This is a genomic window from Flavihumibacter solisilvae (assembly GCF_000814475.1).
Classification (GTDB): Bacteria; Bacteroidota; Bacteroidia; order Chitinophagales; family Chitinophagaceae; genus Flavihumibacter; species Flavihumibacter solisilvae.
Window position 1 is genome coordinate 25,798 of record NZ_JSVC01000012.1, and the last position, 24,840, is coordinate 50,637.

At 47.2% G+C, this 24,840-nt stretch carries 21 protein-coding genes; 9 read left to right on the forward strand and 12 right to left on the reverse strand.

Annotated features, from left to right (window positions below):
* Positions 1–5: 5 nt before the first annotated feature.
* From OI18_RS11410 to OI18_RS23770, 3 genes are all read right to left on the reverse strand, one after another.
* Positions 6–2,684, reverse strand: a complete 2,679-nt coding sequence (locus tag OI18_RS11410) for an alpha-L-rhamnosidase (protein WP_039139981.1) — start codon at positions 2,682–2,684, stop codon at positions 6–8.
* A 23-nt stretch (positions 2,685–2,707) separates the two neighbouring features.
* Positions 2,708–3,889, reverse strand: coding sequence for a hypothetical protein (locus tag OI18_RS11415; RefSeq protein WP_039139982.1), 1,182 nt, complete (start codon positions 3,887–3,889; stop codon positions 2,708–2,710).
* 87 nt (positions 3,890–3,976) lie between these two features.
* Positions 3,977–5,191 (reverse strand): T9SS type A sorting domain-containing protein, encoded by a 1,215-nt coding sequence (locus tag OI18_RS23770; RefSeq protein ID WP_052273121.1) that lies wholly within the window; start codon positions 5,189–5,191, stop codon positions 3,977–3,979.
* Between the two features lie 299 nt (positions 5,192–5,490).
* Between OI18_RS23770 and OI18_RS11425 the strand changes: the two genes are divergently transcribed.
* On the forward strand, positions 5,491–6,351 hold the full coding sequence (locus OI18_RS11425; protein ID WP_039139984.1) for a glutaminyl-peptide cyclotransferase: 861 nt from the start codon (positions 5,491–5,493) through the stop codon (positions 6,349–6,351).
* A gap of 9 nt (positions 6,352–6,360) precedes the next feature.
* Here OI18_RS11425 and OI18_RS11430 read toward each other — a convergent pair whose 3' ends face one another.
* The 4 genes from OI18_RS11430 to OI18_RS11445 are packed head-to-tail and all read right to left on the reverse strand — an operon-like array spanning position 6,361 to position 12,670.
* Entirely contained in the window at positions 6,361–7,254 is an 894-nt protein-coding gene (locus tag OI18_RS11430) for a class I SAM-dependent methyltransferase (protein ID WP_039139985.1), read from the reverse strand.
* A 12-nt stretch (positions 7,255–7,266) separates the two neighbouring features.
* The gene (locus tag OI18_RS11435; protein ID WP_039139986.1) at positions 7,267–7,899 is read right to left on the reverse strand and encodes a hypothetical protein; all 633 of its coding nucleotides are present in this window, start codon (positions 7,897–7,899) and stop codon (positions 7,267–7,269) included.
* 48 nt (positions 7,900–7,947) lie between these two features.
* Positions 7,948–9,615, reverse strand: a complete 1,668-nt coding sequence (locus OI18_RS11440) for a TonB-dependent receptor (RefSeq protein WP_039139988.1) — start codon at positions 9,613–9,615, stop codon at positions 7,948–7,950.
* Between the two features lie 22 nt (positions 9,616–9,637).
* Complete coding sequence (locus tag OI18_RS11445; RefSeq protein ID WP_240312760.1) at positions 9,638–12,670, reverse strand: tetratricopeptide repeat protein; 3,033 nt, start codon at positions 12,668–12,670, stop codon at positions 9,638–9,640.
* Between the two features lie 156 nt (positions 12,671–12,826).
* On the opposite strand from OI18_RS11445, the gene OI18_RS11450 reads away from it, so the two are divergent.
* Both OI18_RS11450 and OI18_RS11455 read left to right on the forward strand, forming a co-directional pair.
* Positions 12,827–13,234, forward strand: a complete 408-nt coding sequence (locus OI18_RS11450) for a DoxX family protein (RefSeq protein ID WP_039140018.1) — start codon at positions 12,827–12,829, stop codon at positions 13,232–13,234.
* Positions 13,235–13,240: 6 nt separating this feature from the next.
* Positions 13,241–13,651, forward strand: coding sequence for an acyl-CoA thioesterase (locus OI18_RS11455; protein ID WP_039139989.1), 411 nt, complete (start codon positions 13,241–13,243; stop codon positions 13,649–13,651).
* Positions 13,652–13,660: 9 nt separating this feature from the next.
* Here OI18_RS11455 and dacB read toward each other — a convergent pair whose 3' ends face one another.
* Complete coding sequence (gene dacB / locus OI18_RS11460) at positions 13,661–15,001, reverse strand: D-alanyl-D-alanine carboxypeptidase/D-alanyl-D-alanine endopeptidase (protein WP_039139990.1); 1,341 nt, start codon at positions 14,999–15,001, stop codon at positions 13,661–13,663.
* A 33-nt stretch (positions 15,002–15,034) separates the two neighbouring features.
* Between dacB and OI18_RS11465 the strand changes: the two genes are divergently transcribed.
* The 4 genes from OI18_RS11465 to OI18_RS11480 all read left to right on the forward strand — a co-directional run bounded on the left by OI18_RS11465 (position 15,035) and on the right by OI18_RS11480 (position 18,850).
* Positions 15,035–16,306, forward strand: a complete 1,272-nt coding sequence (locus OI18_RS11465; protein WP_039139992.1) for a competence/damage-inducible protein A — start codon at positions 15,035–15,037, stop codon at positions 16,304–16,306.
* A 59-nt stretch (positions 16,307–16,365) separates the two neighbouring features.
* Positions 16,366–17,748 (forward strand): dihydrolipoamide acetyltransferase family protein, encoded by a 1,383-nt coding sequence (locus OI18_RS11470; RefSeq protein WP_039139993.1) that lies wholly within the window; start codon positions 16,366–16,368, stop codon positions 17,746–17,748.
* Between the two features lie 158 nt (positions 17,749–17,906).
* Positions 17,907–18,212: an antibiotic biosynthesis monooxygenase family protein gene (locus OI18_RS11475; RefSeq protein ID WP_039139994.1), complete on the forward strand. Its 306-nt coding sequence runs from the start codon at positions 17,907–17,909 to the stop codon at positions 18,210–18,212.
* Positions 18,209–18,850, forward strand: coding sequence for a hypothetical protein (locus tag OI18_RS11480; RefSeq protein WP_072038990.1), 642 nt, complete (start codon positions 18,209–18,211; stop codon positions 18,848–18,850). Before OI18_RS11475 ends, OI18_RS11480 begins: the two co-directional genes overlap by 4 nt.
* 5 nt (positions 18,851–18,855) lie before the next feature.
* On the opposite strand, the gene OI18_RS11485 is transcribed toward OI18_RS11480, so the two are convergent.
* The 3 genes from OI18_RS11485 to OI18_RS11495 form a co-directional block, all read right to left on the reverse strand.
* Complete coding sequence (locus OI18_RS11485; RefSeq protein WP_039139995.1) at positions 18,856–19,815, reverse strand: NAD(P)-dependent alcohol dehydrogenase; 960 nt, start codon at positions 19,813–19,815, stop codon at positions 18,856–18,858.
* Between the two features lie 43 nt (positions 19,816–19,858).
* On the reverse strand, positions 19,859–20,677 hold the full coding sequence (locus OI18_RS11490) for an HAD-IIA family hydrolase (protein WP_039139997.1): 819 nt from the start codon (positions 20,675–20,677) through the stop codon (positions 19,859–19,861).
* A 119-nt stretch (positions 20,678–20,796) separates the two neighbouring features.
* On the reverse strand, positions 20,797–21,519 hold the full coding sequence (locus OI18_RS11495) for a porin family protein (protein ID WP_039139998.1): 723 nt from the start codon (positions 21,517–21,519) through the stop codon (positions 20,797–20,799).
* 199 nt (positions 21,520–21,718) lie between these two features.
* Between OI18_RS11495 and OI18_RS11500 the strand changes: the two genes are divergently transcribed.
* On the forward strand, positions 21,719–22,909 hold the full coding sequence (locus tag OI18_RS11500; protein WP_152616801.1) for a serine hydrolase domain-containing protein: 1,191 nt from the start codon (positions 21,719–21,721) through the stop codon (positions 22,907–22,909).
* 7 nt (positions 22,910–22,916) lie between these two features.
* Positions 22,917–23,264 (forward strand): TfoX/Sxy family protein, encoded by a 348-nt coding sequence (locus OI18_RS11505; RefSeq protein WP_039140000.1) that lies wholly within the window; start codon positions 22,917–22,919, stop codon positions 23,262–23,264.
* A 47-nt stretch (positions 23,265–23,311) separates the two neighbouring features.
* On the opposite strand, the gene OI18_RS11510 is transcribed toward OI18_RS11505, so the two are convergent.
* Positions 23,312–24,838, reverse strand: coding sequence for a RagB/SusD family nutrient uptake outer membrane protein (locus OI18_RS11510; RefSeq protein ID WP_039140001.1), 1,527 nt, complete (start codon positions 24,836–24,838; stop codon positions 23,312–23,314).
* Positions 24,839–24,840: the final 2 nt, after the last annotated feature.

Consider the following 24,840-nt stretch of genomic DNA (forward strand, 5'->3'; position numbering starts at 1 on the left):
ATGTATCAGCCAATCTGCAGGCTGTGATTTCCTGCCCCGAGCCGGAGCGGCTTGCTCCCGTCAACCGGCTTTCCATTCAGCAACACTTTCTTTGAAGTTAACCTGATAGTCGCTGTAGAATTTGCCGGAATGCTGATCTCCCACTTGATCACTGTGCCGGACCTTTTCCATGCAGAACGAATGTTTCCAAACGGACCGTTGTGTGTTGCTTCAAATTCATCCAGTCCCCCGATGAACTGCGGTTCCAGCAAAACATTCTTAAAGCCGGGGGCAGATTCATCGGGTTTGATCCCACCCAATCCTTTATAAAACCACGCTGCCACTTCCCCGAACATTACATGGTTAAGGGATACATCATTTGCAGCATTTATATTCCAGTTTTCATACAGCGTGGTTGCCCCGTTTTTGATCCACCAGCCCCAGGAAGGATATTCTTCACGGACCGCCAGCCGGTAAGCGAGGTCCGCATGGCCATTCTCACTAAGTGCATTCAGGATTGCCTTTGCTCCCAAAATACCTACATCCAGTTGCACCCCATCTTTCACCACACGCTCCGCAAGTGTGCCGGCAACTTTGGCCTTATGGGAACCGGGCACGAGACCCGCATGCAATGCCACGCTCAGTTCGGTTTGTAGTCCGGTTCCATACAGGGAAGACGCGGAGTTGAAATATTTTTGATTGAAGGCAGTCTTGATTTTTTCCGCCAGCCTGGAATACTTTTCCGCATCAGCTTTTTTGCCGAATAAAGCTGCGGCCTTCGATAGGATCGTTACATCTGTGAAGTAATATGCAGTGGAAGTAAACTCAACCGGTGATACGGATTTAACCGGCACCCAGTCACCCAGTCCCCAGGTCGTGAGTCCGGATGGATACAACTCGTTAATGTGGTCAACATATTTGCTGATTGCCTCGTAATTATCAGACAAGGCGCGGCTATCACCGTAGAACAGGTATAGGTTCCAGGGAATAATGGCAACCGTACTGGTCCAGTCAGGTCCATTGCCCCACTCATATCCCCAACCGCCGGTTGGAATGATAGAAGGCAATACGCCATTAGGTTGTTGTTCATCCCGGTGGTCTGCCATCCACTTCTCGTAAACTGTAATCCCGTCAAAGCCGTACAAGCCGGTCTCGCTGGCGATATGTGCGTCGCCTGTCCACCCGTTCTTTTCGCGTTGCGGACAATCCGTCGGGTAACCGAAGAGGTTAGAAAGGTAAGAGTTGTTATTAGCCTTCCAGATCTTTTCAATAATCGGGTTGGATGATTTGATGGTACCAACTGCAGGAACATCGCTGTGCATGAAATAGCCTTTGAGGTTGTTAACCGTAAGCGTTACAGGATTACTTGCGGTGACTTCCACAAACTGGAATCCCTTGTAGTTAAACCGGGGCATGAATTTCTCTTCGCCATTCCCGCTTAAGATGAAAATATCCGTCTGGAAAGGATCGGTATCATCTGTTGGGCGGTAGTGTACATCGATGTTTGACTGGTCTACCCTGCCATTATTCAATAGTCTTTCACCATGTTTTAACCGGATGATGGTTCCTTTTGCGCCACTTACGCTGATAGAACTTACACCCGAAATATTCCGGCCCAGGTCATATACCCAGGTGAGGCTGTCAAGCCTTTTAAGCGATTTCGGAACGATCTCTTCCACATTCCGGATGGGCTGAAGTGCCTGGGCAACAACCTGTGGAGAAGGAATCGAACGCAGGGTCACCGGTTTCCAGGTTGAATCGGCAAATCCCGGTTCACTCCATCCTTTTTGTTCAAGGTTTGCATTGTAGTGTTCAGCAGTATAGATACTGTTGAAAATGATCGGGCCAGTCGCAGTTTTCCAGTCCTTTCCTGAACGGATGGTTTCAACAGTCCCATCGGTATAGGTTATGCGAAGGTCGAGACAGAAAGCCGGTCTTGCCCGCCAGGGAGCGCGGTGGAAATTCCACACCGCAGTTGACTGGTGGTTATACCATCCGTTCCCAAGCAACACGCCTATTGCATTCTCCCCCGTCTGCAATGCAGCCGTGACATCATGGGTAACATACAGGTTCCGCCGGTCAAAGCGGGTATACATAGGGTTTAACCGTTGATCGCCGATCGGCTTCCCGTTGATATATAGTTCGTATAAACCGGCAGCTGCAACATACGCCCTGGCACTGGTAATTTTCTTCGATGTGCGGAATGCACTGCGAAACATGGGAGCAGGCTTTACGTTGATATCATTATCATCGCTGATCCATGCGCCCTTCCAGTTTTTGCTCTCCATCATACCGGTTTCAAAGTGTGCCACTTCAGCGCCTGGTGCTGCAATACCATTCTGATCCCATAAGATCACCCGCCAGTAATATTTCGTGAATGGTTGTAAAGGCTTTCCATTGTAAACGTGCAGGTTCAATGAAGAAACCGTTTTTACACTCTCCCAAAAAACAGGCTTCCCTGAAGCTACATCTGCAGAATCCATACCCAGGATTATTTTATAAGCAGTCTGCCGTGCGCCATTCCGGTTGTCTTTCATCATCCAGGTGAAGCGCGGTTCTGATGCATCAATTCCGAGAGGATTAACCAGGTGTTCGCACTTCAATCCGTACGCACCATTGGGTGCCGGCTCGTCGCAAAAAGCTCTACCTGAAAAACTCAAACAGGAAATAATGATTACAAAGGAGGTTATAGCTCTCAATCTCATGGAAGCAAATTATAAATAGATATCTACTTAGTTGTGATTTCATACCATGGAATTTCAAACCTGCCCTGCATCAGGTATACTGTCACCGGGTCGCTGATTTCCGTGGCATCATACATTTCCTTTGACACTGTCACCTCGTCGGCCTCAGTCTGTTTGCCCCACCTTGAGAGTTGCAGGTAATACATTGTCGATTTACCTGAGCTCACCCGCTTACCTTTTACTTCTGCAGAATAGGCTTCAGGTGAGGATTGATCAAGTAAACAATTTAAGGTTACTACCGAACCATAGGAATAACTCATTATGAACAGTACAACCCCAACAAACGTGAATATTTCCGATTTGCTCCTGAATTCAAACTCTTTGTTTCGTACCAACAACACACCAAGGTAAATGACAGACACTGTCAACGCAAGCATCCATGCGTTTGAATATTCATAGATATTGAAATCCAGGACTGACCTTAAAACCAGGGACATACTACAGATCAGGATCGACCAAAAAAGGGATGGATAGGCGCTGTCTTTTCTTTCGTCGACGCGGATAAGTCCACGAAATGATTTTATCACCTGAAGGCTTACCAATGGAATAGCGACTGCTGCAATAACAAGATAAAAATAAGGCTTGGGGTAAAATATCAGCCAAAGCCCGGTTATGCCGGCCGTTATATTGATCACTTTGGAAATTCTTCGGGCGGCAAGCAATTTCTGCTCCCTTTCTTCCAACGTAAAGCCATAATCATCGCTGCTTAGAATTTCTTCCCTTTCTTCATCTCCTGCCTGGACGTCGAGATCTGGGTATTTTTCTGCCAGCCAATCACAGATCTCAGCTGTATTGGACAGGTATGTACTGATCTTTATCCGCTTTTTTCCTGCAACATTCGGTTCAACAATAATATACTTATCTGCGATCCTGTAACCGCTGATCTCATTAAATTTCAGTTCACGGGTCGATAGTGCGCTAACCGAATAGATCCTGTCTGTATCAATGACAAATTTTGCCTTACTGACTTCCAGTAATCCAAATACGAAAAATCCAATCATCAACAGCCATAAGGGCATCAGGAACCAATGAGAATTATTTGGGGACTCATTTTCAAAACCCGGCACGAAGGGCATGATCAATAACCACGCAAAAAGGCCGATTAATAGTGGAGAAAAAAGCCAAATAAAGATCTTCCAGCCTTTTGCCAATTTGAATTCGCGCATAAACACCTGCTTTAATACAATCAACAATTAAATGCTGCGAAGAAAAAGGCAATTTCCGATAGTTGCAAATCCGTCCGCCCCAAAAACTTACAGCTTTACAAACTTGGCTGCAGCCGATGCGGAGGAGTTTTCCATCTTAAGGATGTACTGCCCGCTTTTGAGGGAGGAGATGTCGAGCTGCACCTGCGATTTGGCGGCTTCAACGGTCATCATCACCTGGCCGGTCATGTTGTAAACGACCATGCGCTTATTGCGGTCGAGGGGACCATGAATATCAACCCGAAGCTCCCTTGTGGCAGGAACGGGAAATACGGTAAGTGATTTTTCAGGTGCGGCAACAGTCTGTTGTCCCCAGGCAGGATCGATGGGTTTGCCGTCGGTGAGCAGCGCACCGCTATTCAGTAATACAGCACGTGGTGAACCAGGAGCAAAGACAGACAACATCTTTCTTTTCTGCCCTTCGGTGAACATAAACATGCAGGCATCATCGGTCATGTCCATGAAGTTCATGTACATATCGCCGTTGCTGCCACTGCCGCAGGAAACGCGGTTGCCGGAGGGACAGCCACGGTTATAGCTTTTCTGCTGGGGAGTATCGTCAATGTCATCGTCACCACAATAGTTATCGCCCCAGATATGTTTAAGTCCAAGCCAGTGACCAAGCTCATGAACTGCGATCCGGCCTTTGCTGTAACTGCCACGCTTGTTAAGGGTACCGAATACTTCGCTGTTGATCACCACACCATCTATTTCCGGTGCTGAACCCGGCTGGCTTGAATAACCATGAATGGCACTCAGCATCGGTCCTACCCAGATGTTCAGGTAATGGTCCCTTGGCCAGGCATCATCGCCGCCTTTTGACCGGAACTTAATGCGGTCGTCAAGGGTAAATGTTTGGATGGAAGTCTCGCGTCTTACAATACCCGTTGTGGGTTTGCCGGAAGGATCAACTTTTGCGAGAACAAAACGGATCCCGACCCTGGCAGCAACACGTTTGAAATAAATGGGAATATTTGCAAGGTCTGCATTCTGCGCGTTAAAGTCGCGGTTCAATGCATCAATCTGCGATTGTACCTGCTCGTCAGTAACCGGGGCCCCCTTTCCATTGGAAAGAATATGTACCACCACAGGAACCTGGATGCCTTCTGCAGACGCAGTAACCGGAACCGGTGCATTGGTGGAAGCAACAGGCGATGCTACAGCAGTTATGCGGGAATTATATATAGATTGGCTGCATTCCTTCTGGGAATGGGATACCAGTGAAGTAAACAAAAACAGGAATACAGCAATGATCCGTCTCATTAAAATTTTCTTTTTGTGGACGGCCATTCATAGCGTGGATCAATAGCGATTCATTGGGTAGATTTCCCGTTCGCAAAGGATATTGCACAATACTTTTAAAGAAGACGGTCAAGGGAGATGCTTAATCGGTGAAGAGCCCAACAAGAAGGAAGGATATTGAGAATGGATTGGTTTTCATCCGGTAAGTGCAGTAAAAAAACACATTTTTGCTTACATTTCAAAGAGTTGTAACATTTTTTTTGTTTTTTCGATCTCCGGGGACTACCCCCCGATTGTAAATTTGCTACAGAAGAACCACTATGAATCATCTTAAATTCGCTGCCTCCCTTTTTGTACTTTCCTTGCTGGGCGTAGCCTGCAACAATGCTGACAACACATCTGGCTCAGAAGAATCCACGTCCGCTACGGCTGGCTCACTTCCGGCACCACCCGCCCTCCGGTTTAACGTATTGAATGTATTTCCCCACGACACATCCTCCTTTACGCAGGGCCTGTTATTTTATAAAGGGCAGCTGATGGAGAGTACGGGCGGACAACCAGGCGTTAATGCCTACCGGTCATGGGTAGGCAAAGTTGACCTGCAAACAGGCAAGGCGGATAAAAAGATCTTCCTCGACACTGCATATTTTGGTGAAGGGATTGCCACCCTCAACGACAAGCTTTACCAGCTTACATGGTCAGGTAAGAAGGGGTTTGTGTACGACGCCGCCACGCTGAAAAAAGAACAGGAGTTTCCGCTTAAGACTGAAGGCTGGGGAGTGACGACAGACAGCACCTATCTTATTGTTTCCGACGGAAGCAGCAACCTGTATTATCTCGATCCCAAGGATTTCTCTACCAAGCGCGTACTTGGCGTAACAGATAACAATGGCCCGGTCAACAACCTGAACGAACTTGAATACATCAACGGGCATATCTATGCGAATAAGTGGCAGACCAACTATATCCTCAAAATTGACCCGTCAAACGGGCAGGTAATAGGAAGAGCAGACCTCACCGGCTTGTTGCTGCAATATGGAAAAGGAAATATTTCCCGCGAAAAGTATAATGATGCGAATGGCGAGGCGGTGTTAAATGGAATCGCTTACGACCCCGGAACTAAAAAGTTGTACGTGACAGGTAAGTTATGGCCCAATTTATTTGAGATTGACCTGCAGTAATTCTGTCTATTACTTCTGCGCCAAATAGATTAATGAGCTCGCGCTTTCCTTATTGGAGAGCGCATTTTTGTTGGAGGTTAGTCCTTTAATAAATGCGGAGACATGGCCAGGCTTACCGTGCAGGTATTGTTCACTAAGCATGCTGATATAGAAACTGTCGAACCACATGGGCCGGCCCTCCCTGTAGGTCAATCCGTTTCTTTGCAGCAGCTGCTTCACAGACTCAGGCGAAAAATGATAGAGGTGACGGGGTACATCATATGCTGCCCATGCTTCACCATAATGCATGGCATCAAGTGACGTGTAGTTCGGCAGGGCAATAATGAACCAGCCACCGGGCTTAAGCAACTCTTTCACCCTTTTGATGTAATCCTGCAAAGTATGTACATGCTCCAGCACATGCCACATGGTAATGGCATCAAAAGAGCCGGTTTCAAGCTGGAATAGCGTGGAAGGTTCCAACAGGTTAAGGCTATAACGTTCTGCAGCAACCGCACGGGCTCCTGCATCTGGTTCCAGCCCTGTTACCCGCCAGCCAGCCTGTTTCATTTCATTGAGAAAGGCGCCTGTTCCTGCGCCGATGTCGAGGATAGCCCCGGTCCTTTTTTTGGTTGAACGGACCAGCAGCTTTCGTTTCTGCCTGAGGGTATGGTTACGTACCAGGTGGTACAGGCGATTAACCATTCCCTTGCTGGTATCGCTATGAGAAATATAGTTTTCTGATTTATAGTATGGACCGATCGAATCACTATCCGGGACATCCTGCGTGAACCGCAACCTGCAGTCTGCACATTCCCAGATGATGAAGGTTTCCCCGCTCACAGTGTGATCCTTCGCTTTGGTAACCGGTGAAATATTGGTACTGTCGCAGACAGGACAAGTCGTGTAATGTATAACGGCCATGTTCGGGGTAAATTAACGGCTGATTACGGGCATTTGATAAGCAGGAACGGTTTGCTGGTTACCGGAAGAAAAGAACCGGAACCCGTTGCGCATAAACCCTACAGCACAAAGGCTCAGGGCAATAGCCGCAATTACTATTGCGTAAATCCACCATGAATCCTTTTTACTTTCAGTATGCGTGAGCAGTTCGGGCATTTCACCGGTTGTACGCTCGCGATCGCCTACCAGCAGGTGGTGTTCCATATTTTCACGGATCACGCGCTCTGCGGTAACCGGTCCAAGGGCAAGTTCATAACGCCGGTCAGCCTCAAAATAGATTTCACCATTATCGTCGGAATGGAATGTTCCGAGTCCTTCCCAGACTGCCTGCTCGCGGTTACGGATCCGGCTCCTGAGCTCATAGGCGAACTCGTTGTACCATTTAATTGCGTCGTAGTCGGTGAGATGCTTTACGGATGAAATATAACTGAAGAAATCCTTCCCCGGGGCATCAAAGTACTTATCGAAACGGAAAGTATAACCAGGCGGCAGGAGCTGCCGGTTCACGAAATCCGTACGCGCGGGGATCCGCTCCATATGCAGCGTTCCGAGTCCGGGGATGCTGATACTTTTATTCTGATAGAGATAGTTGTTTAAAGACTGCACGGTTGCAAATTAAACATTAAAAACTACGACTATTTTAATTTTGAGTTTTTACTTTTTAATTGGCTTCATATCACCGAAGCGGAATGCCACGCCACCGAGGAAGTTAAATCCATAAACCTCGTACTGGTTCCAACGCTGGTAACGATTATTGAATATGTTATTCATTTGTAGCCAGAGGTTCAGTCCACGTGTAATCCGGAATTCGACACCTGCATTCAGGTCAAACGCCTTATCACCCTTGCGGTCGTCGCCTTCTTTGGATCTGTAGGCTGCTCCATCCCAGGCATAGAGGTCGGTCTTGAAATAAAGATCTTTCAGGATCTTCCAGCGCAGGGTACCGTTAAGTTCAACGGGCAGCAATCCCCAGGCTTTGGCCTGCCCTTCCACATTGGTAAAATTGTTGAAGGTGATGCCACTGCTGAAACTGAAATCTTCCCCTCTCATATAACCGATCTCACCATGAAACTGGAGTACATCCATCGAGTTGGCATATACTGTTTCGAAAGTCTTTCCGTCAACCTGGTCGTTCACGAAAAGGGGCACATGATGCTCCTTGAAGAACGCTGCCTTTGCACTATAGGTGAAATGGTTGGCCAGTGAGCCCTTGAAGCCTGCATACAACTGGGTTTGGCGATGGTTCTGAAGGTCTGCCGGGGGTGCAATCCACGGATTGATCGTGGAGAATCGCTGGTAACTTCCTTTATTATAATATCCTATCCATCCTGCCTGCAACGTAAAGCGCTGGTCATTGGTTGTCATCTCTCCCATCAGGTTCGGAAGCATATTGAAACTGCCGTTATCCCAAGAAGGCGTTACACCGAGGTTCAAAAACACATTCGGAGTTTTCAACAGCAGTGCGGGGGAAATAAACATCAGGTCGTTATTCTGCCTCGACTTTCCATCCGGTGTGTAGCGGGTAAGGTCACCTGTAAAGCCAAGATTGAACCCAAAGCTTTTGCCCACATATTTCTGCAACGGAAGATTGAAAACGAGGTTCTCTTCCTTATTCTCCATGCTGTTGTTGGTGCCGCTGAACACGGTTACTTTAGCATTGGGATTGTAAGTGAGTCCGAATTCAGATGGACTTGTATTCCTGAAATTCACGGCCGCTTCAACAGTGCGGAAACGTTGTCTCAGCTCAGACTTGGAGAACTCCAGGGTGTCGGGACGGTAACCATAATAGTAGAATTCCTGCCCCTTGAAACCGAGTCGTGCCGAAAGCTCATGATCCTTCGCCACTTTAAATGTACCACGGAGCATAAAGTCAGCCAGGTTATTCTTCTGGTGATCGAGTTTCCCTTTGGACGCATATACCTCACCGTAAGCGTTGAAGAACGAGGTAGTGCCATTGCCGAAGCTGAATGCTCCCTGTGCATATGGCAGGTGCGCATTACCCACACCCACTTTCAGGTAGTGACTGTTTGACCAGGGAAGCAGTGAATCGACCTGCAGGGCAACCGGGTTCAGTGTTCCGGGTGAAAACGGAACCTTCACCTGTTGCTGGGGAATATTATAGTTCAGCAGGGGACGTGATGTATCAGTTGCCGGCAGCGAAGCGGAGAAGTTCTGTTTTACCGCATCCCGCAGTACCGGTTTGAAAGTGGAAGTAATGTCGATGGTTTTCCGTTTGCTGGTATCCTGTGCCAGTGCACAATTAACCGTGGTCATTGCAATCAGCAGGGCACCTGAACAGCTTATATATCGGATGGTTTTCATGAATGCCAGTTCTTTTGTTTGATCAATTGTTTGAAACTTTTACCTGTTTTCTTTCCGCCTCTGTGGCCTGGTTCAACTTGCGCTGTGCCTCCTCCTTCAATTCCGGTATCGAAGCATTTTCAACCACGCTCTGGAAAGTTGCTTTGGCATTGAAGTAGTCTTCCTGCTTCATATAAATATCACCGAGCAGGATATAAGCTTTGGTGACCCACATTTCGTACGAACCGCTTTTGTTGATCACGTCGAAAGCAGCCTTCTCGGCTTCTTTCACCTTCGACTGCTGGAACAATCCGTAGGCAACACCATAACGCGCTTCCGCACTCATTGCGCCTTTACCTGAAGCAGCAGCCTTAAAGTAAGAGATGGCAAGATCGTATTGGCCCTGCTCCTGTGCGGATCTGCCGAGTACCATGTTGGCCAGCAGTTTGTCGTCAGCGCTCGCACCTTTGAATGTCAGGAGGTCCTTAGCGTTCTCACTTGCAGCAGTCCAGTTCGCAAGCTGGTACTGGCTGCGCAGCAATCCGCGCATCGATTCCAGTTTATTTTCTTCAGTGGTGGCAAACTCTTTCAGTCTTTCGTAGAGAGTTGCCGCCTTGTCATATTTTTTCAGGTCGAAGAAATTGAGGCGGGCGGCGTGCAGCAATGATTTTTCACCAAACTTGTTGGGAACCCTGTCCGCAACCGCTTCATACGCTTCCGCTGCTTTCGCTACTTCCTTCCGGCTGTTATGGATCTCGGCCTTATAATAATTGGCTTCAATGATATACCGGCCTTCGGGATAGTTGCTGATATACGATTCAAAACGCTGGAGGGCATTGGTGAAGTTTGCATTGTTCATCTGCACTTCTGCTTCGGCGTATGCCAGAGAATCCTGCTGGGAGGTAGAGACATCGCGACCCATCTTCTTGGCAAAGTTCACATAATCGCTGGTCTTACCTTCCTCAATATAAATGACCTTGGCGTTGTCGAGGGCATCGTCTGCTTCCTGCGAATTCGGGTATTGCTGCAGCAACGTATTATATTGTTTCAACGCCTCGGCATTATTGTTCATATTATAATAAGCGATGCCTGCCTTGAGGTATGCCTTCGGCTTCAGCGCCTCGCTCCTGCCGTCCTTGAGAACCGCGGACAGGTATGGGATGGCTTCCCGGAAACTTTCGTCAGCCAGGTAAGTATTGGCGATCTCCATATTTGCATCGGGGATCAATGACGACGCCGGGTAAGTACGCTGCAACTGGTTCAGCTGGCGGATCTTTTCAGGGCTGTTCGTGATACCCGCGATCATCCCTTTCTGGAATGCCGCATAATCGCTCCCGGCGAGGGCATTTTTGATCACGTTGTCATATACGACAGCGGCACGTTTGTAATCGCGCTGCATATAGTAACAGTCGCCGGTACGCAGGTACGCATCCATTTCAATTGCTGAAGACGTAGGTGATGGAACCTTAACCACCTGCTCAAAAAATCCCTGCGCCTGCGGGTACATTTCTTTTTTCAGGTAAGCATACCCCAGGTTATAACGGGCGTGCTGAGGCGTAACCTCATTGCTGATCTTTGGCTTTGCGAGATATTCGGAGTAATTGCGGACAGACTCATCCGTACGACCGGTACGGAAAGAAATTTCCCCTTTCCAGAAATAAACGAGGGGTAAAACGGTCTGGTTGTAAGGAACGGTGATTGCTTTATCAAGCAACTGTTCCGCCTGGGTCAGCATGCCGTCGTTCACCAGTTCGGTTGCCCGTCCGTAGAGGATGCCCGGGTAGAATTGCTTAGCCTGCTCGCTGGGATTTTTCAATCCTTCCAGCAGGACAAGCGCGTCTTTATAATTGCTGGTCCGCGCCATCACACCAACCAGTACTTCGCGGGCTTCGTTGGCATAAGCGGAATTAGGATACTTAATGAGGAACTGCTGCAACTCCAACAACGCGGCATCATGGAATCCAAGTTCGTATGAGAGCTTTCCGTAATTGAATTTGGAAATTTCCTGCTGGGTTGGATTGCTGCTGTTGATGGAACAGAAGAGGAATGCATTACGTGCATTGGCTTTCTGATTGGTCTTCAGGTAAGAGTCCCCGAGCAGGTACATGGCATTCTGCGCGAGTGAATCCTCTTTGCCGCTCAATTGTTTGAAACCGTCTATGGCCTTGCGGTAGTTGCCGGCAAAATAATATGAATAGGAAAGTTCATAAAGGTCATTCCGCGGAAGCGGCGGCTTTGTTTTGGCTGCATAGGTTTCCAGGTAGGGAAGCGCTTTGCTGAAATCACCTTTCTCGAACCAGCCGTGGCCAACGAGCCTGCGCATTTCGAGGTCGTAATGCCCGCCACCCTGCTTGAGCTTCTCGGAAGCATAGGTGAGGGCTTTATCTTTTTCTCCCGTGATGTTATAAATGGTCGCGATATAATAAGGAACTACATCTTTAAACTCTTCATCGTTCTCCACAACTTTAAAGGAAGCAAGCGCCTCACGGTATTGTTTGTCGCGGAAGAGAATGAACCCGTAATAATAATTGGCGGCAGCGTAGTTGGGATTATCCTTTGCCTGGCGAACCGCATCCAGCAGGGGTTTCGCCTGGTCGAAGCGTTGCAGGTGGAAGTAGCTGTACCCCTGGTGAAACTTCAGGTCGGCAACTTCCTTATTGTTGAGGTGTTCAACCGAAGTTTTTTCATACTGGGTTACCGCCTGGTAATAATCTTTATGACGGAAGTAATATTCGCCAAGATGAAAACTCATGAGCTCGACACGACTCTGATTATCATCCAGGTCAACAAATTCTGTTGCCTGCACAACGGCACCCTGCTCGTTCTGGCGAAGACCACAAACGATAGTATAGAAACGAATTTCCTGGTAATTAAGGGATTGCCCGCTTCTGTCGGCTTCCCTCAACTGCATGCTTAACTCCTTGAATAACGGGAAGGCCAGGCTGTATTGTTCCCGTTGGTAGTACTCTTTTGCCTGCTTGAAACCAGCCTGGGGATCAGTAAAAATGGCGGTTTGCTGCGCATGAACCATCTGAAGCACAGAACAACTGATAATCGTTGCAACGATTCTTCTCACTTGTATTGTTTTTTATTTTCAAAGGCCTAAAATTGGAACGAAGTAAAGGTTTCAATTATTTTCTGTGTCACCAAATTAGGTTCCAAACACCTGTGGATAATTGAAATCCTTAACAATTCTTTGCATCCAACCTTTAAATTTGCGAAAATGATGCCAATGAAAAAACTACTTTCTACTTCGTACCAGGAATGGGCTTTCGACACGATGATGTTTATCATCAGGATCACTACGGGCGGACTTATCCTCGTGAATCACGGATTCCAAAAACTTGTTAAGTACTCCAGCCTGCAACATAAATTCGGCGATCCGTTAGGCATCGGCACGAGGTGGTCTTTGCTGCTGGTGATCTTTGCAGAAGTGTTCTGTGCTATTCTCATTATTGCCGGATTATTCACGCGGATTGCGGCGGTTCCGCTGGTAATAGCGATGGGGGTTGCATTTTTTATTGCACATAATCATAATATCAATGAAGGTGAAAAAGCCGCTCTGTTCCTCGCTGGCTTCCTCGCCATACTTTTATGCGGACCAGGCAGGGCAAGCATTGACCGACTGACCGGAAATTAACCAGCCATGTACCAATCAGAAACGAAAGTGCGTGTCCGTTATGCCGAAACGGACCAGATGAATGTCGTATATCACGGCAATTATGCCCAGTATTTTGAGGTGGCACGGGTGGAAGCCATCCGTGAACTTGGGCTGTCTTACAAGGATATGGAAGCCATGGGAATTATTATGCCGCTGGTTGAACTGCATGTTAAATACCTTCGACCGGCGCATTATGACGACCTGCTCACGATTCGTACCATCCTGAAAGAACTACCGGCAGACCACCGGATCGAGTTTCACCAGGAGGTGTATAATGAGCAGGGCAAACTGCTCACAATAGGTCGTGTGGTGCTGTATTTTATTAAAGCTTCAAATAAAGAGAAGACCACCATGCCTAAGGATTTGTATGATAAGCTGGCGGCATTCTTTGAGTGAGGAAATGTCTTATTTCAGGTTGTCGAGCAGGGTAAAGATTTTTTTCACCATGGCAGCGGAACTACCGGAATAATTGTTGACGATAATTGCAATGACATAGGTAGTTCCACCGGCAGTATGATAACCCGCGAATGCCCTCGAACCGTTTATGGATCCGCTTTTCAGTTTCATCCCGTTGTAAAGGGGAAGGGATTCATAAAAGGAAGGGAACCAGGTTTTGCTTCGTGCATACTGCAGGGCAGTAACCAGTGAACGGGTCGTTACCCTGTTCTGGGGTGATAGTCCGCTCCCATCTGTTATCTGGAGGGCCGCTTCGTCGATTCCGCGTTGCTTCCAGAAATCCCTTACGAACCGGATGCCGTTTTCTCTTGTCCCCTTTCCTGTTTGTTTAGCCGCCATTGTTTTAAGGAAAGCCTCACCATATAGATTAATGCTTTTGCGCATAAACCAATAATTCAGGGAATCGAAAGAAGGTGATCGATGCTGGTAAACCACCTTTACCGAGCCCGACGACAAGAGATGGGCGGGAAGGTCAATTACCGGTTGGCCCAGTTCTGCATTGAATTGTTTCAACGGATCGTGGATGGATCCGGAAATAGTGAAGCTGTTCTCATTAACAGGAATTGTACCTCTAACCAAAACAGTACTGCTGCCGGGTGCATGGTAAATGTAGGCGTTATCGCCGGTGCCTTTGGCGGCTGCAGTTATGAGGGATGTAAACCGGAGACCCTGCATTACAGGCTTTGTTGTGTTGATACTAACCGCTGATCCGATTGTACTTCCGGACCGGAGGAGGATATCGTACTGGTTTTCCCGCCAGTTAAACTGACGGGCACCTGCACCATAATAGTTCCCGATATCTTGCCAGATCCAGCCATCCGGAATGGATTCATCATCCCAGTTGGAAGTATCCGGTGAAATGGATCCTGCTGACTGGGTGGCGCCACCCTGGGCGATCCCCTTCCTCACCTTTTCCAGTATCACTTCAGGCTTTGTATCGGTATAACGCCAGCTTCCAAAACTGGGATCACCAGCCGCCTGGATAAACAACTCTTTCCCATCGGTTCCAATAAATGTGGAATACCGGAAATCCTTTCCGAGTGTTTCAAATGCCGTAATACTAGTGATCACTTTCTGCGTACTTGCCGGCGCCAGTCCCGTTTCACTATTATGGTCAAAGATTGTTTTGCCGGTTGAGGCATCGGTTACCAGCACCGACCAGGTGGCGTGCTTCAGTTGCTCATCATTGGAAAATGTGGCAGCTGCCTGTTGCAGTTTTGATGAGACCTGGGCCTCCAGTGAGGTAACGGAAAATATTATACCGATAATTTGAATGGCTATTTTTTTCATGGAAGTCAAAAATAAAGATCAAACTTTGCTTTTATGGAACCAGTTAAAGCGAGCATTATAACAATCGGCGATGAATTACTGATCGGGCAGGTCGTGGATACCAACAGCGCCTGGATGGCGCAGGAGCTGAATAAGATAGGCGTAACCGTTAGCAGGCGGGTTGCTGTAGGTGACGAATGGACAGCGATCTGGCAGGCATTGAATGAGGAGTTGGCTGTGTCGCATGTTGTTCTGATTACAGGTGGCCTGGGTCCGACCGCCGATGACATCACCAAACCTTTACTGTGCGAATATTTTGGCGGAAAGCTGGTAGTTGACGAGAAAGTGCTGGCACATGTGCATTACCTGTTTGAAGAAGTCTACCGCCGGCCGATGATCGACCGCAATGCAAAACAGGCAGAGGTTCCCGATGTAGCAACTGTTTTGCATAACGCATATGGCACTGCGCCAGGCCTGTTGTTCGAAAAGAATAATAAACTGGTGATCGCCATGCCTGGAGTGCCTTTTGAAATGAAAGGCATCATGACGGATGAAGTCATTCCGTTATTGCAGAAAAGATCTAAACTCCCGGTGATCCTTCACCGCACGCTTATCACTGCTGGTATTGGTGAATCCTTTCTTGCAGAGCGGATCAGTGAATTTGAAACTGCCCTCCCCTCCTATATCAAGCTCGCCTACCTGCCGCATTACGGGATGGTAAGATTAAGGCTGAGCGCGACCGGTTTCGACACCGAATCGATGACCCATGAAATAGAAGCCCGGTTTGAAGAGTTGCAGCGGCTGCTGCCCGACGTGATGGTAACGAATCGCGATGAGCCGATTGAACAGGTGATCGGAAGATTGCTGCTTGAACGCGGGCAATCAATTTCGACGGCGGAGAGTTGTACAGGTGGTTATATCGCGCATCTTATTACGCGCCATCCCGGTTCCAGTAAATATTATAAAGGAAGCATAGTCAGCTATGACAACCAGGTGAAGGAAGATCTGCTGGGAGTGACACCCGGGACGCTGGCTGAAAAAGGTGCGGTGAGTGAAGAGACGGTACGACAAATGGCATTGGGTGCATTGTCATCATTAAAAACAGATTTCGCCCTGGCGGTATCAGGCATAATGGGACCGGATGGCGGGTCGGATGAAAAACCGGTTGGCACTGTGTGGATGGCGGTAGCAAATAAAGATGAAGTGATCACGCAGAAGCTGCGTCTGCGGACAGAACGAAGCAGGAACATCGAACTGACTGCGACGAATGGCCTTAACCTGTTGAGGAAATTCATACTGGAACGGGTTCCGGAACCAAAAAACTAACAGTCATTAACTTTTGTGCTGAATCCTTACCTTTGGCACCAAATCTAACTGAATATTATATGGCAGTTGTTGACCTGGTAATGCCTAAGATGGGTGAAAGTATAATGGAAGCTACCATCCTGAAATGGCTGAAAAATCCCGGTGATACGGTGAAGCAGGATGAAACTGTGCTGGAGATTGCTACAGATAAAGTTGACAGTGAAGTACCCAGCACATCGGAAGGTGTGATCGAGGAATTATTATATAAAGTGAATGATGTGGTTCCGGTTGGTGCGGTGATCGCAAAGATCCGTACCGGCACTGCTGAACCCGCCGCTGCAAAGCCGGCACCTGTTGCGCCGGAAGAAACGGCCGCTCCCGTGCAGTCACAGGCTTCTGCGCCCTCTCCTGTTGCAGCCCCTGTTGCAGCAGCAGTTCCCGCTCCTGTACCGCTGGCAAACGGCAACAAATTCTATTCCCCGCTGGTATTGAATATTGCAGCAAGCGAAGGTGTATCCATGACGGAACTGGAAACCATTCCAGGCACCGGCAATGAAGGACGCGTGACGAAGAAAGACATACTGCAGTTTGTGCAGGATAAACGTGCCGGAATTGTTCCGCAGGTTAAAGCGGCCCCTGCTGCTCCGGCGGCGCCGGTTCACCAGCCTGCCATGCACCCGGTTCAGCAGGCAAATATGCAGCCTTCCGCAGTGGAAGGTGATACGACACCGGCACGTGCGGCTGCTTATGGTCCCAATGTCGAGATCATCGAAATGGACCGCATGCGCAAGCTCATCGCCGACCACATGGTGAAGAGCAAGCATACCAGTCCACACGTAACCAGCTTTACCGAAGCTGATGTGACCAACCTGGTATTGTGGCGCGACAGGATCAAGAACCAGTTTGCAAAGCAGGAAGGTACTAAGATCACATTCACCCCGCTCTTTATTGAAGCGATCGTTCGTTGCATTAAGAAGTATCCGCTGATCAACAGCAGTCTCGAAGGCAACAACATTATTCTAAAGAAAGATATCAATATCGGGATGGCAGCTGCGCTTCCCAATGGTAACCTGATCGTACCTGTTATCAAGAATGCAGACCAGCTGAACCTGGTCGGGCTTGCAAAGCAGGTGAATACACTGGCAGACAATGCACGCAATGGCAAATTGAAGCCGGAGGATACCCAGTCGGGGACCTTTACGCTCACTAACGTGGGCACATTCGGCAGCCTGATGGGCACGCCGATTATCAACCAGCCACAGGTAGCCATACTCGCCGTTGGCGCGATCAAGAAGCGCCCTGTAGTGATTGAAACGGCACAGGGAGATTCCATTGCAATCCGCCACATGATGTACCTGAGCATGAGCTACGATCACCGGATTGTCGATGGAAGCCTGGGGGCGACCTTCCTTTCAGCGGTTGCGCGTGAGTTGGAGAACTTCGATCCGGAGCGCGAGATCTAAAAAAGTAAAAACAAAAAATAACGGCAGGCCCCCTAAGATTTAGGGGGCCTGGTATTTTTACAGGGGTTCGCGCAACCGTATTAAATTATTGTATATTTCATACCACATTCGCCAGCTGCAATAAGCAACGCTCGTAATGAGTAAAACACCTAAACACTATGATTTTAGAAGTAGCCATATTAACCGTTAAAGAAGGACAGGAAAAGCAATTTGAAGCAGACTTTGCAATTGCAGGTGAATATATCAGCTCGATTAAAGGATATATAAAACATTCGTTAAGGAAATGCCTGGAACAAAAAAACCAATACCTCCTGCTTGTTGATTGGGAAAAACTGGAAGATCACACTATTGGGTTCAGGCAATCTTCCCAGTATTTAGAATGGAAGAGACTCCTGCATCATTATTATGATCCATTTCCGACAGTCGAACACTACGAAACAATAATTGAAAATATTAACGAATGATCAAAAAACACCTGGTACTGATCTGCATTGCTATTTCTGTGATCTTAGTGGTGATAGCAAGCCTTGTTTATCCGGGAGGTTCATTGGCGGACAAAAATTCCATCGGATTTGACTGGTCAAAAAATTTCTTCAGCAACCTGTTTGCAGCAAAGGCTTTAAATGGTTCAGATAACACATCCAGGGTCTGGGCAATCACCGGGATGGCATTCCATTCGATTGGCTATGGAATATTTTTTATCAATACATCCAGAAAGATTTCTCAAAGACATGCTGCCAATGTGCTGAAATATACAGGGGCGATCAACATAGCATTTAACTTCCTGATCGCAACACCCATGCATGACTTAATGGTAACAATTTCGAGCACTTTGTCTTTGCTTGGTTTATTTTACATTACTGTATTTATCCTGAAGTCAAAGCTTCATTTCTTTAAATTCGCCTGCATCGCCAGCCTATTGACTTTTTACTATACACTATACTTATATGGCTCAGGAAATTGGGGATTACTGGCTATAATGCAGAAAGTATCTGCTATCTGTTCAATGGCATTGATCTTGGGAATAGAATACTTTACCAAACAGGAAGACTTCAAACAAATTAAACCCGGCGAACAAAAAATACAGGCAACGAACCCCTAAGCAAATCAAAAAGTAATTACCACTTTCCCAAAATGGCCAGCTTTATCAAAAAGCCGGAACGCCTCCTGATAGTCACTTATGCTGTAAGGTCCTTCGATAACCGGTTTGATTTTGTCGGAAATAAATAGCCCGTTGATATACTCTAAATCCTTGTTAGGTTTTAAAGCTACGAGCCGGAAATGCTTCTTCCTGAATCGAGCCATCCATGGCCCAGATAGATAGACCTGCAAAAGGCGTACAAGGGAACCACCGACAGTGACGTAAGACCCGCCTGGCGCAATCGATCCTGAATATGCTGATACTGGGCGATTCGTTTTTACGTCAAGAACCAGGTCATACCTTTGGCCATTCTTTGTAAAGTCTTCGCGGGTATAGTCAATTACATGGTCAAAGCCTAACGAGTGGAGCTTGTCCAGTTTAGCAGTACTATCCACCCCGGTAACGTTTGCACCATTCAGTTTCGCAAGCTGGATCCCGAACGTGCCTACACCACCACCTGCACCATTGATTAGCAGCTTCATTCCTGGCTGGATTTTCCCGGTATCTATTAGTCCCTGCACTGCAAGCATCGCAGCCTGTGGTATGGCTGCCGCTTCAACAAAACTCATTCCTGCAGGTTTTAACACCAGCGCTTTTTCAGGCGCACAGCAATATTCTGCGAAGCCACCCCAGCGGCCGCTTAAATCACCATATACGTCATCACCAACTTTGAACCGGGCCACTTTCTTTCCTACCGCTTCTATCCTTCCTGCAACATCGGATCCGAGTATTTGCCGTTTTGGTTTGCGAAGGCCATTGAGCAGACGATTTACGGCATCACCCTGGAGCAATCCAAAGTCCCAGTCATTTAATGAAACTGCATGATTCCTGATGAGTACTTCGTCTTCCGCGGGAACAGGCTTGTCTACGTCGCTAAGACGCAGGACATCGATATTGCCGTATTCATGATAAACTATCGCTTTCAAAACATAGTGATAGCTATGAAGATACGCAGAAGTGAATACTCAGTCAGACGTAGCTGTTATACCCACGTTGCTTGACCAATACCTGGTCAAAAAACTCAGGGTTCAGTAACTCCCGGATAGAAGGAATGATGAAATCCGGGGAATAGCCAAACTGCACCAGGTCTTCTTCCCTGGTAACTCCCGACAGCGTCAGCACGGTGGTGAATCCCATTGATCCGGCACCGAGGATATCTGTGCCCATGGTATCGCCGATCATAATGGTTTCATCTGTAGATAGGTCGAGAAGTTTACGCGCCATTCTCATCATCACGGGACTGGGTTTACCGACACTGAATGCTTTCCGGCCTGTTGCGCATTCCAGCATCGCCACAAATGCACCACAACCAGCACGAAAACTCCCATTTCCAACCGGGCAATTGGGATCGAGGTTAGTAGCGATAAGCTTCGCTCCATTCATGATCATATTGATGGCCTTATCCACAGATTCAAGCATGATGGTCCTGCCCTCCCCAATGATCACAAAATCAGGATGATCATCGACAATGGAATATCCGACATTATGCAATTCCGTCAGCAGGCCACCTTCGCCGATCACATATGCTGTGCCGTACTCTTTTCGTGAAGCAAGGTATTTAGCTGTGGCCATTCCGCAGGTGAAAATATCTCCATCCGCAACATCGAAACCCATTTTCTGCAGTTTATAACATACATCCCTATTCGTCCTTTGGCTGTTATTGGTTAGAAACAGGAAAGGAAGATTTTTCTCCCGCAACATGTTAATAAAATCAATGGCACCGGGAATAGGCTCACTGCCTTTGTAAATAACGCCATCCATGTCTATCAAAAATCCTCTCTTATCCATAGTAGTACATTTTTAGTGTTGATCATACAGCTATGGCTAATCGTTGACAAAAAGTATATGGCATAAAAAAACCTGCAGGACGCAGGCAACCGTAAGTGGATCTAAAGATACATATTTTTCTATTGTTCCGGCTGACTGGTCTTTTTCTTTTTGGGATTTTTGCCGATTGGAATACCTGCAGTTATATAAAGCACCCTGTTATACTGTCCGGATGTTGCATCATCGATGACAATATCAACAAGCCCATAATAATATTGGATCCCGAGGTTCATCCCATTACCTTTCATAAACCGGTAACCCAGTCCAGCTGCCAGTCCGGCATCCAGAGGATGAATTTGGTCTTTGATTTTTAATTTATACTTCAGGTCTTCGTCCTCACTCACCGAGTTTACAAATTCATCGTAAGCCTGGTAGCGCAACCCAAGCTGAATTCCGGCCTTTACGTAAATATGATTTTTGAAGGTATACTTCATGAGGACCGGCACATTAAAGTAACTGATTCTCCGTTCAATCTTCCCACCGGTGAAAGCATTGTCGAGATCCGCATCCCCAAGTGCATAAACAGGCAATCCATCAGCACCCATCGTGGATTTGACAATCACACCCGTATTCAGCATCCAGGATTTTTTTAGTTTGATGTCGAAGTAAAACCCAAGGTTAAACGTACCAAGCATTTTTGATTGCTTCAGGCCTTTAAGATCCGACCAGTTCCAGCCCCCGTCCAATCCAAATTCTATCTGGCCGGTGTTCAGCTTATCGCCAAGCAAAATTGAAATCAGCACCTGGGCATAACTGGCATGAATATAAAAGATGCAACCGGCAAGAAGTATAAGTTTCTTCATGGAAAAATATAGCGGTATCGCAGACTGATATAAAGTTAGGTTGAGGTAATGGGCAGGCTAATATTTTACCGTTAAATAGTGCTTCGCTTGGTCGATAAGTGAATAGGTGAACAAGTCAATAAGTGAATAAGATGGTGAAGGAGCTTCGATCCCGGGTCATTTTTTGTATATTTCAAGATACTCAACATGTGGCAAGTCTATGCTAATCAAAAAGATCTTCCTGCTCTTCTGCTTTGCCGGAATCACCTCCACAACCAGTGCACAAACCATAACCAGGCTTGACAATACAAAGGTTACTGCTGCCGCCCTTGATCAGAAAATCCAGGCTTTAATGAATGCTGCTAATGTGCAGGGATTAGAGATTGCCATTTTCAACAACAATGAACCAGTTTATAAAAAGGCATTTGGATATAAACGTATCGATACTAAAGAGCCTATAAAAACAAATACCAATATTTATGGTGCATCCCTGAGCAAGGCGGTATTTGCAGTTTTGGTGATGAAACTGGTGGAAGAAGGTGTACTGGACCTGGATAAACCCTTACAGGATTATTTACCAAAACCAATTTACGAATACACTCCAAACAAAAAATGGCATGACAACTATAGTAACCTCAAAGGTGACAGCCTGTATAAGAAAATAACGGCTAGAATGTGTCTTGATCATACATCAGGATTTCCAAACTGGAGATGGTTTGAGAGTGATCAAAAAATAAGGGTGAAGTTCGCGCCCGGGTCAAAGTATCTCTACTCTGGCGAAGGGATGGTTTACCTGCAGGTCGTACTCGAGCATATGCTTGGCAGGACTTTGGTTGACTTAATGAATTCAAAAATCTTTACTCCTTTACACATGGACAGGTCTTCGTATGCATGGGAACCAGCGTATGAAAATGACTATTGTTTTGGACACAACGCGAAAGGGGAACTATATGAAAAGGACAAGGATAATGAACCCAGGTCCGCGAGCACCTTGGAAACAACACTGGATGATTACTCGAAGTTCATAACAGCTGTACTGCGAAACAGTTTGTTGAAGCCCGTATCAACGAAAGAAATGTTTACGCCGCAGGTAAGATTAAGGTCTGTCCAGCAATTCGGGCAACTAAGCATGGTTGACTCAACTACCAATGACGCAATCCGGTTAAGTTATGGTTTGGGCTGGGGACTGCTGCAATCGCCGTATGGTGTTGGTGCTTTCAAGGAAGGTCATGGCGATGGTTTCCAGCATTACACCATTCTATTCCCACAGAAAAAAACAGGCATTTTAATCATGAGCAACAGTGACAATGCAGAAAGCATTTTTAAGGAGTTGCTGGAAGTTACCATCGGAGATAAGTTTACGCCCTGGTATTGGGAAAATTATATTCCCTATAATTACAAAATGAACTGAGAGCACAATGGCTTACAACGAAAAAATAAGTAACCGGATCCGCGAGGCACTGGAGAACATTCCAAATGTAGAAGAAAAGGAGATGTTCGGCGGCATCTGCTATATGGTAAACGACAAAATGTGCATAGGAGTGATTAAGGATGAAATGATGTGTCGCATCGGCGAAGAGAAATATGAGGAAGCGCTGGAAAGACCTGGCTGCCGGGAGATGGATTTTGCCTCAAAACCAATGAAAGGATATGTTTACGTCAGTGAAGACGGCATGAAGAGTAAAGTCGATTTCAATTACTGGATCAATCTATGCCTGTCTTTCAACCCAAAAGCAAAAGCTTCAAAGAAGAAAAAGTCCCCCTGAGTTGCAGGAGGACCTTTTACATTTTGAATTGGCTTTTCAAATTCCTATCAATAGCCTGGGTTCTGGTACATCTTCTCCGGGTTCAGCTTGTATTCGTCTAAGGGAATGGGATAGTACCGGTCTTTCACACTGATATTGGACAAACGGGGATTACCATAGTCGGCCTGCTGTTTTACCTTGAAGTAATTGACCAACTCCTGAGCTGTAAATGTGCGCAGCAGGTCGTAAAGGCGGTGGCCTTCGAAAGCAAGTTCGACGCGGCGCTCATGAAGAATAGCCAGTTTAAGGTCGGGGTATTTAGTGCTATATGTGGGATCAAGTTTAGCAACCGCATAGGAAGGCAATCCTGCCCTTTCACGGATCATGTCGAGGTATTGGATGGCAGTGGCTTCATCACCGAGATAGTTATTCACTTCGGCGAGCATCAGGATGATGTCGGCGAAACGCATCAGGATCCAGTCATTGCCACCATAACCATTTACACCGGCCGTGGTGCTGGCATCACGGAACTTGGTGATGAACCAGTCCTGTACGGCTGTAGCAGCGGCATATTTTACCGAATAGTCCTTGCGCGCGTCACCGGTTTCATAATCCTTCACAAGGTCGAGCGTTACCCTTCCACCGGCACCGGTGTTGGGACGTTGTGAGTTGATGGTCTCCCCTCTCGCCTGGTTATTGTAAGCAATTGATGAGTAGTAGTTCAGGTCGCCCTGCTTGTACTCGATCACGAAGATCGCTTCCTTGTTGTTAGCCTCCAGGTCCACATTAAACACATCAGCATAAGCAATGTCTTTGATATTGGCGAACTGGCGTTTCTCGTATGCACTGGTCAGCCAGGTCTTTGCAAGCTGCAGGTTTTCAGTGCGACGTGACTGATCCTGAGTAAGTGCCATGGTCAGGTAGACCTGTCCCAACAGCGCATTTACATAAGTTTTGGAAATACGTCCGCGGGATGCCGCAGGCTGAATATCAGGAAGTGTACTTTCTGCGGCTTCTTTCAGGTCAGAAATGATCTGCTCGTACACCCGGGATTCTTTTTCGCGGAAAGTAAGTGCAGCAGATTCGTCAGCAGATACCAGGGTGCGTGTTACCATTGGAATATCGCCCCATTTGCGCACGAGGTGGAAATAGGTCATCGCACGCAGTGCCTTTGCTTCCGCCTTGTATTGCTCTTTTGTTTCGGCATTCGAGAAAGCCACCCCATCGATATAGGTGAGCACGTAATTGGCACGGGTGATCATTTCATACATCGCGCTCCAGTGCGACTTAAGGTAAGAATTACTGGGCACGAGGGAGAAATCGGGAAACTGGAAAGGCTCCCCGGCATTTGACTGGTTATCATTGGTACCTGCGTTGTCGGAACGCTGTTCGCTGAACAGGCTGCTGTTCTCACCCAGGCTATTCGAGCTCCTGAGCGCCTGGTAAACACCATTCAGCGCCAGCAATGCATCGCCTTCTGATTTCATAAACTGGTGAGAAGGAATAGAATTCGGATCAGATTTCTCAATGAAATCCTTAGAGCAGGAACTGAATACGATCATCATTCCTGCGAATATTATGAGATTCTTTTTCATCG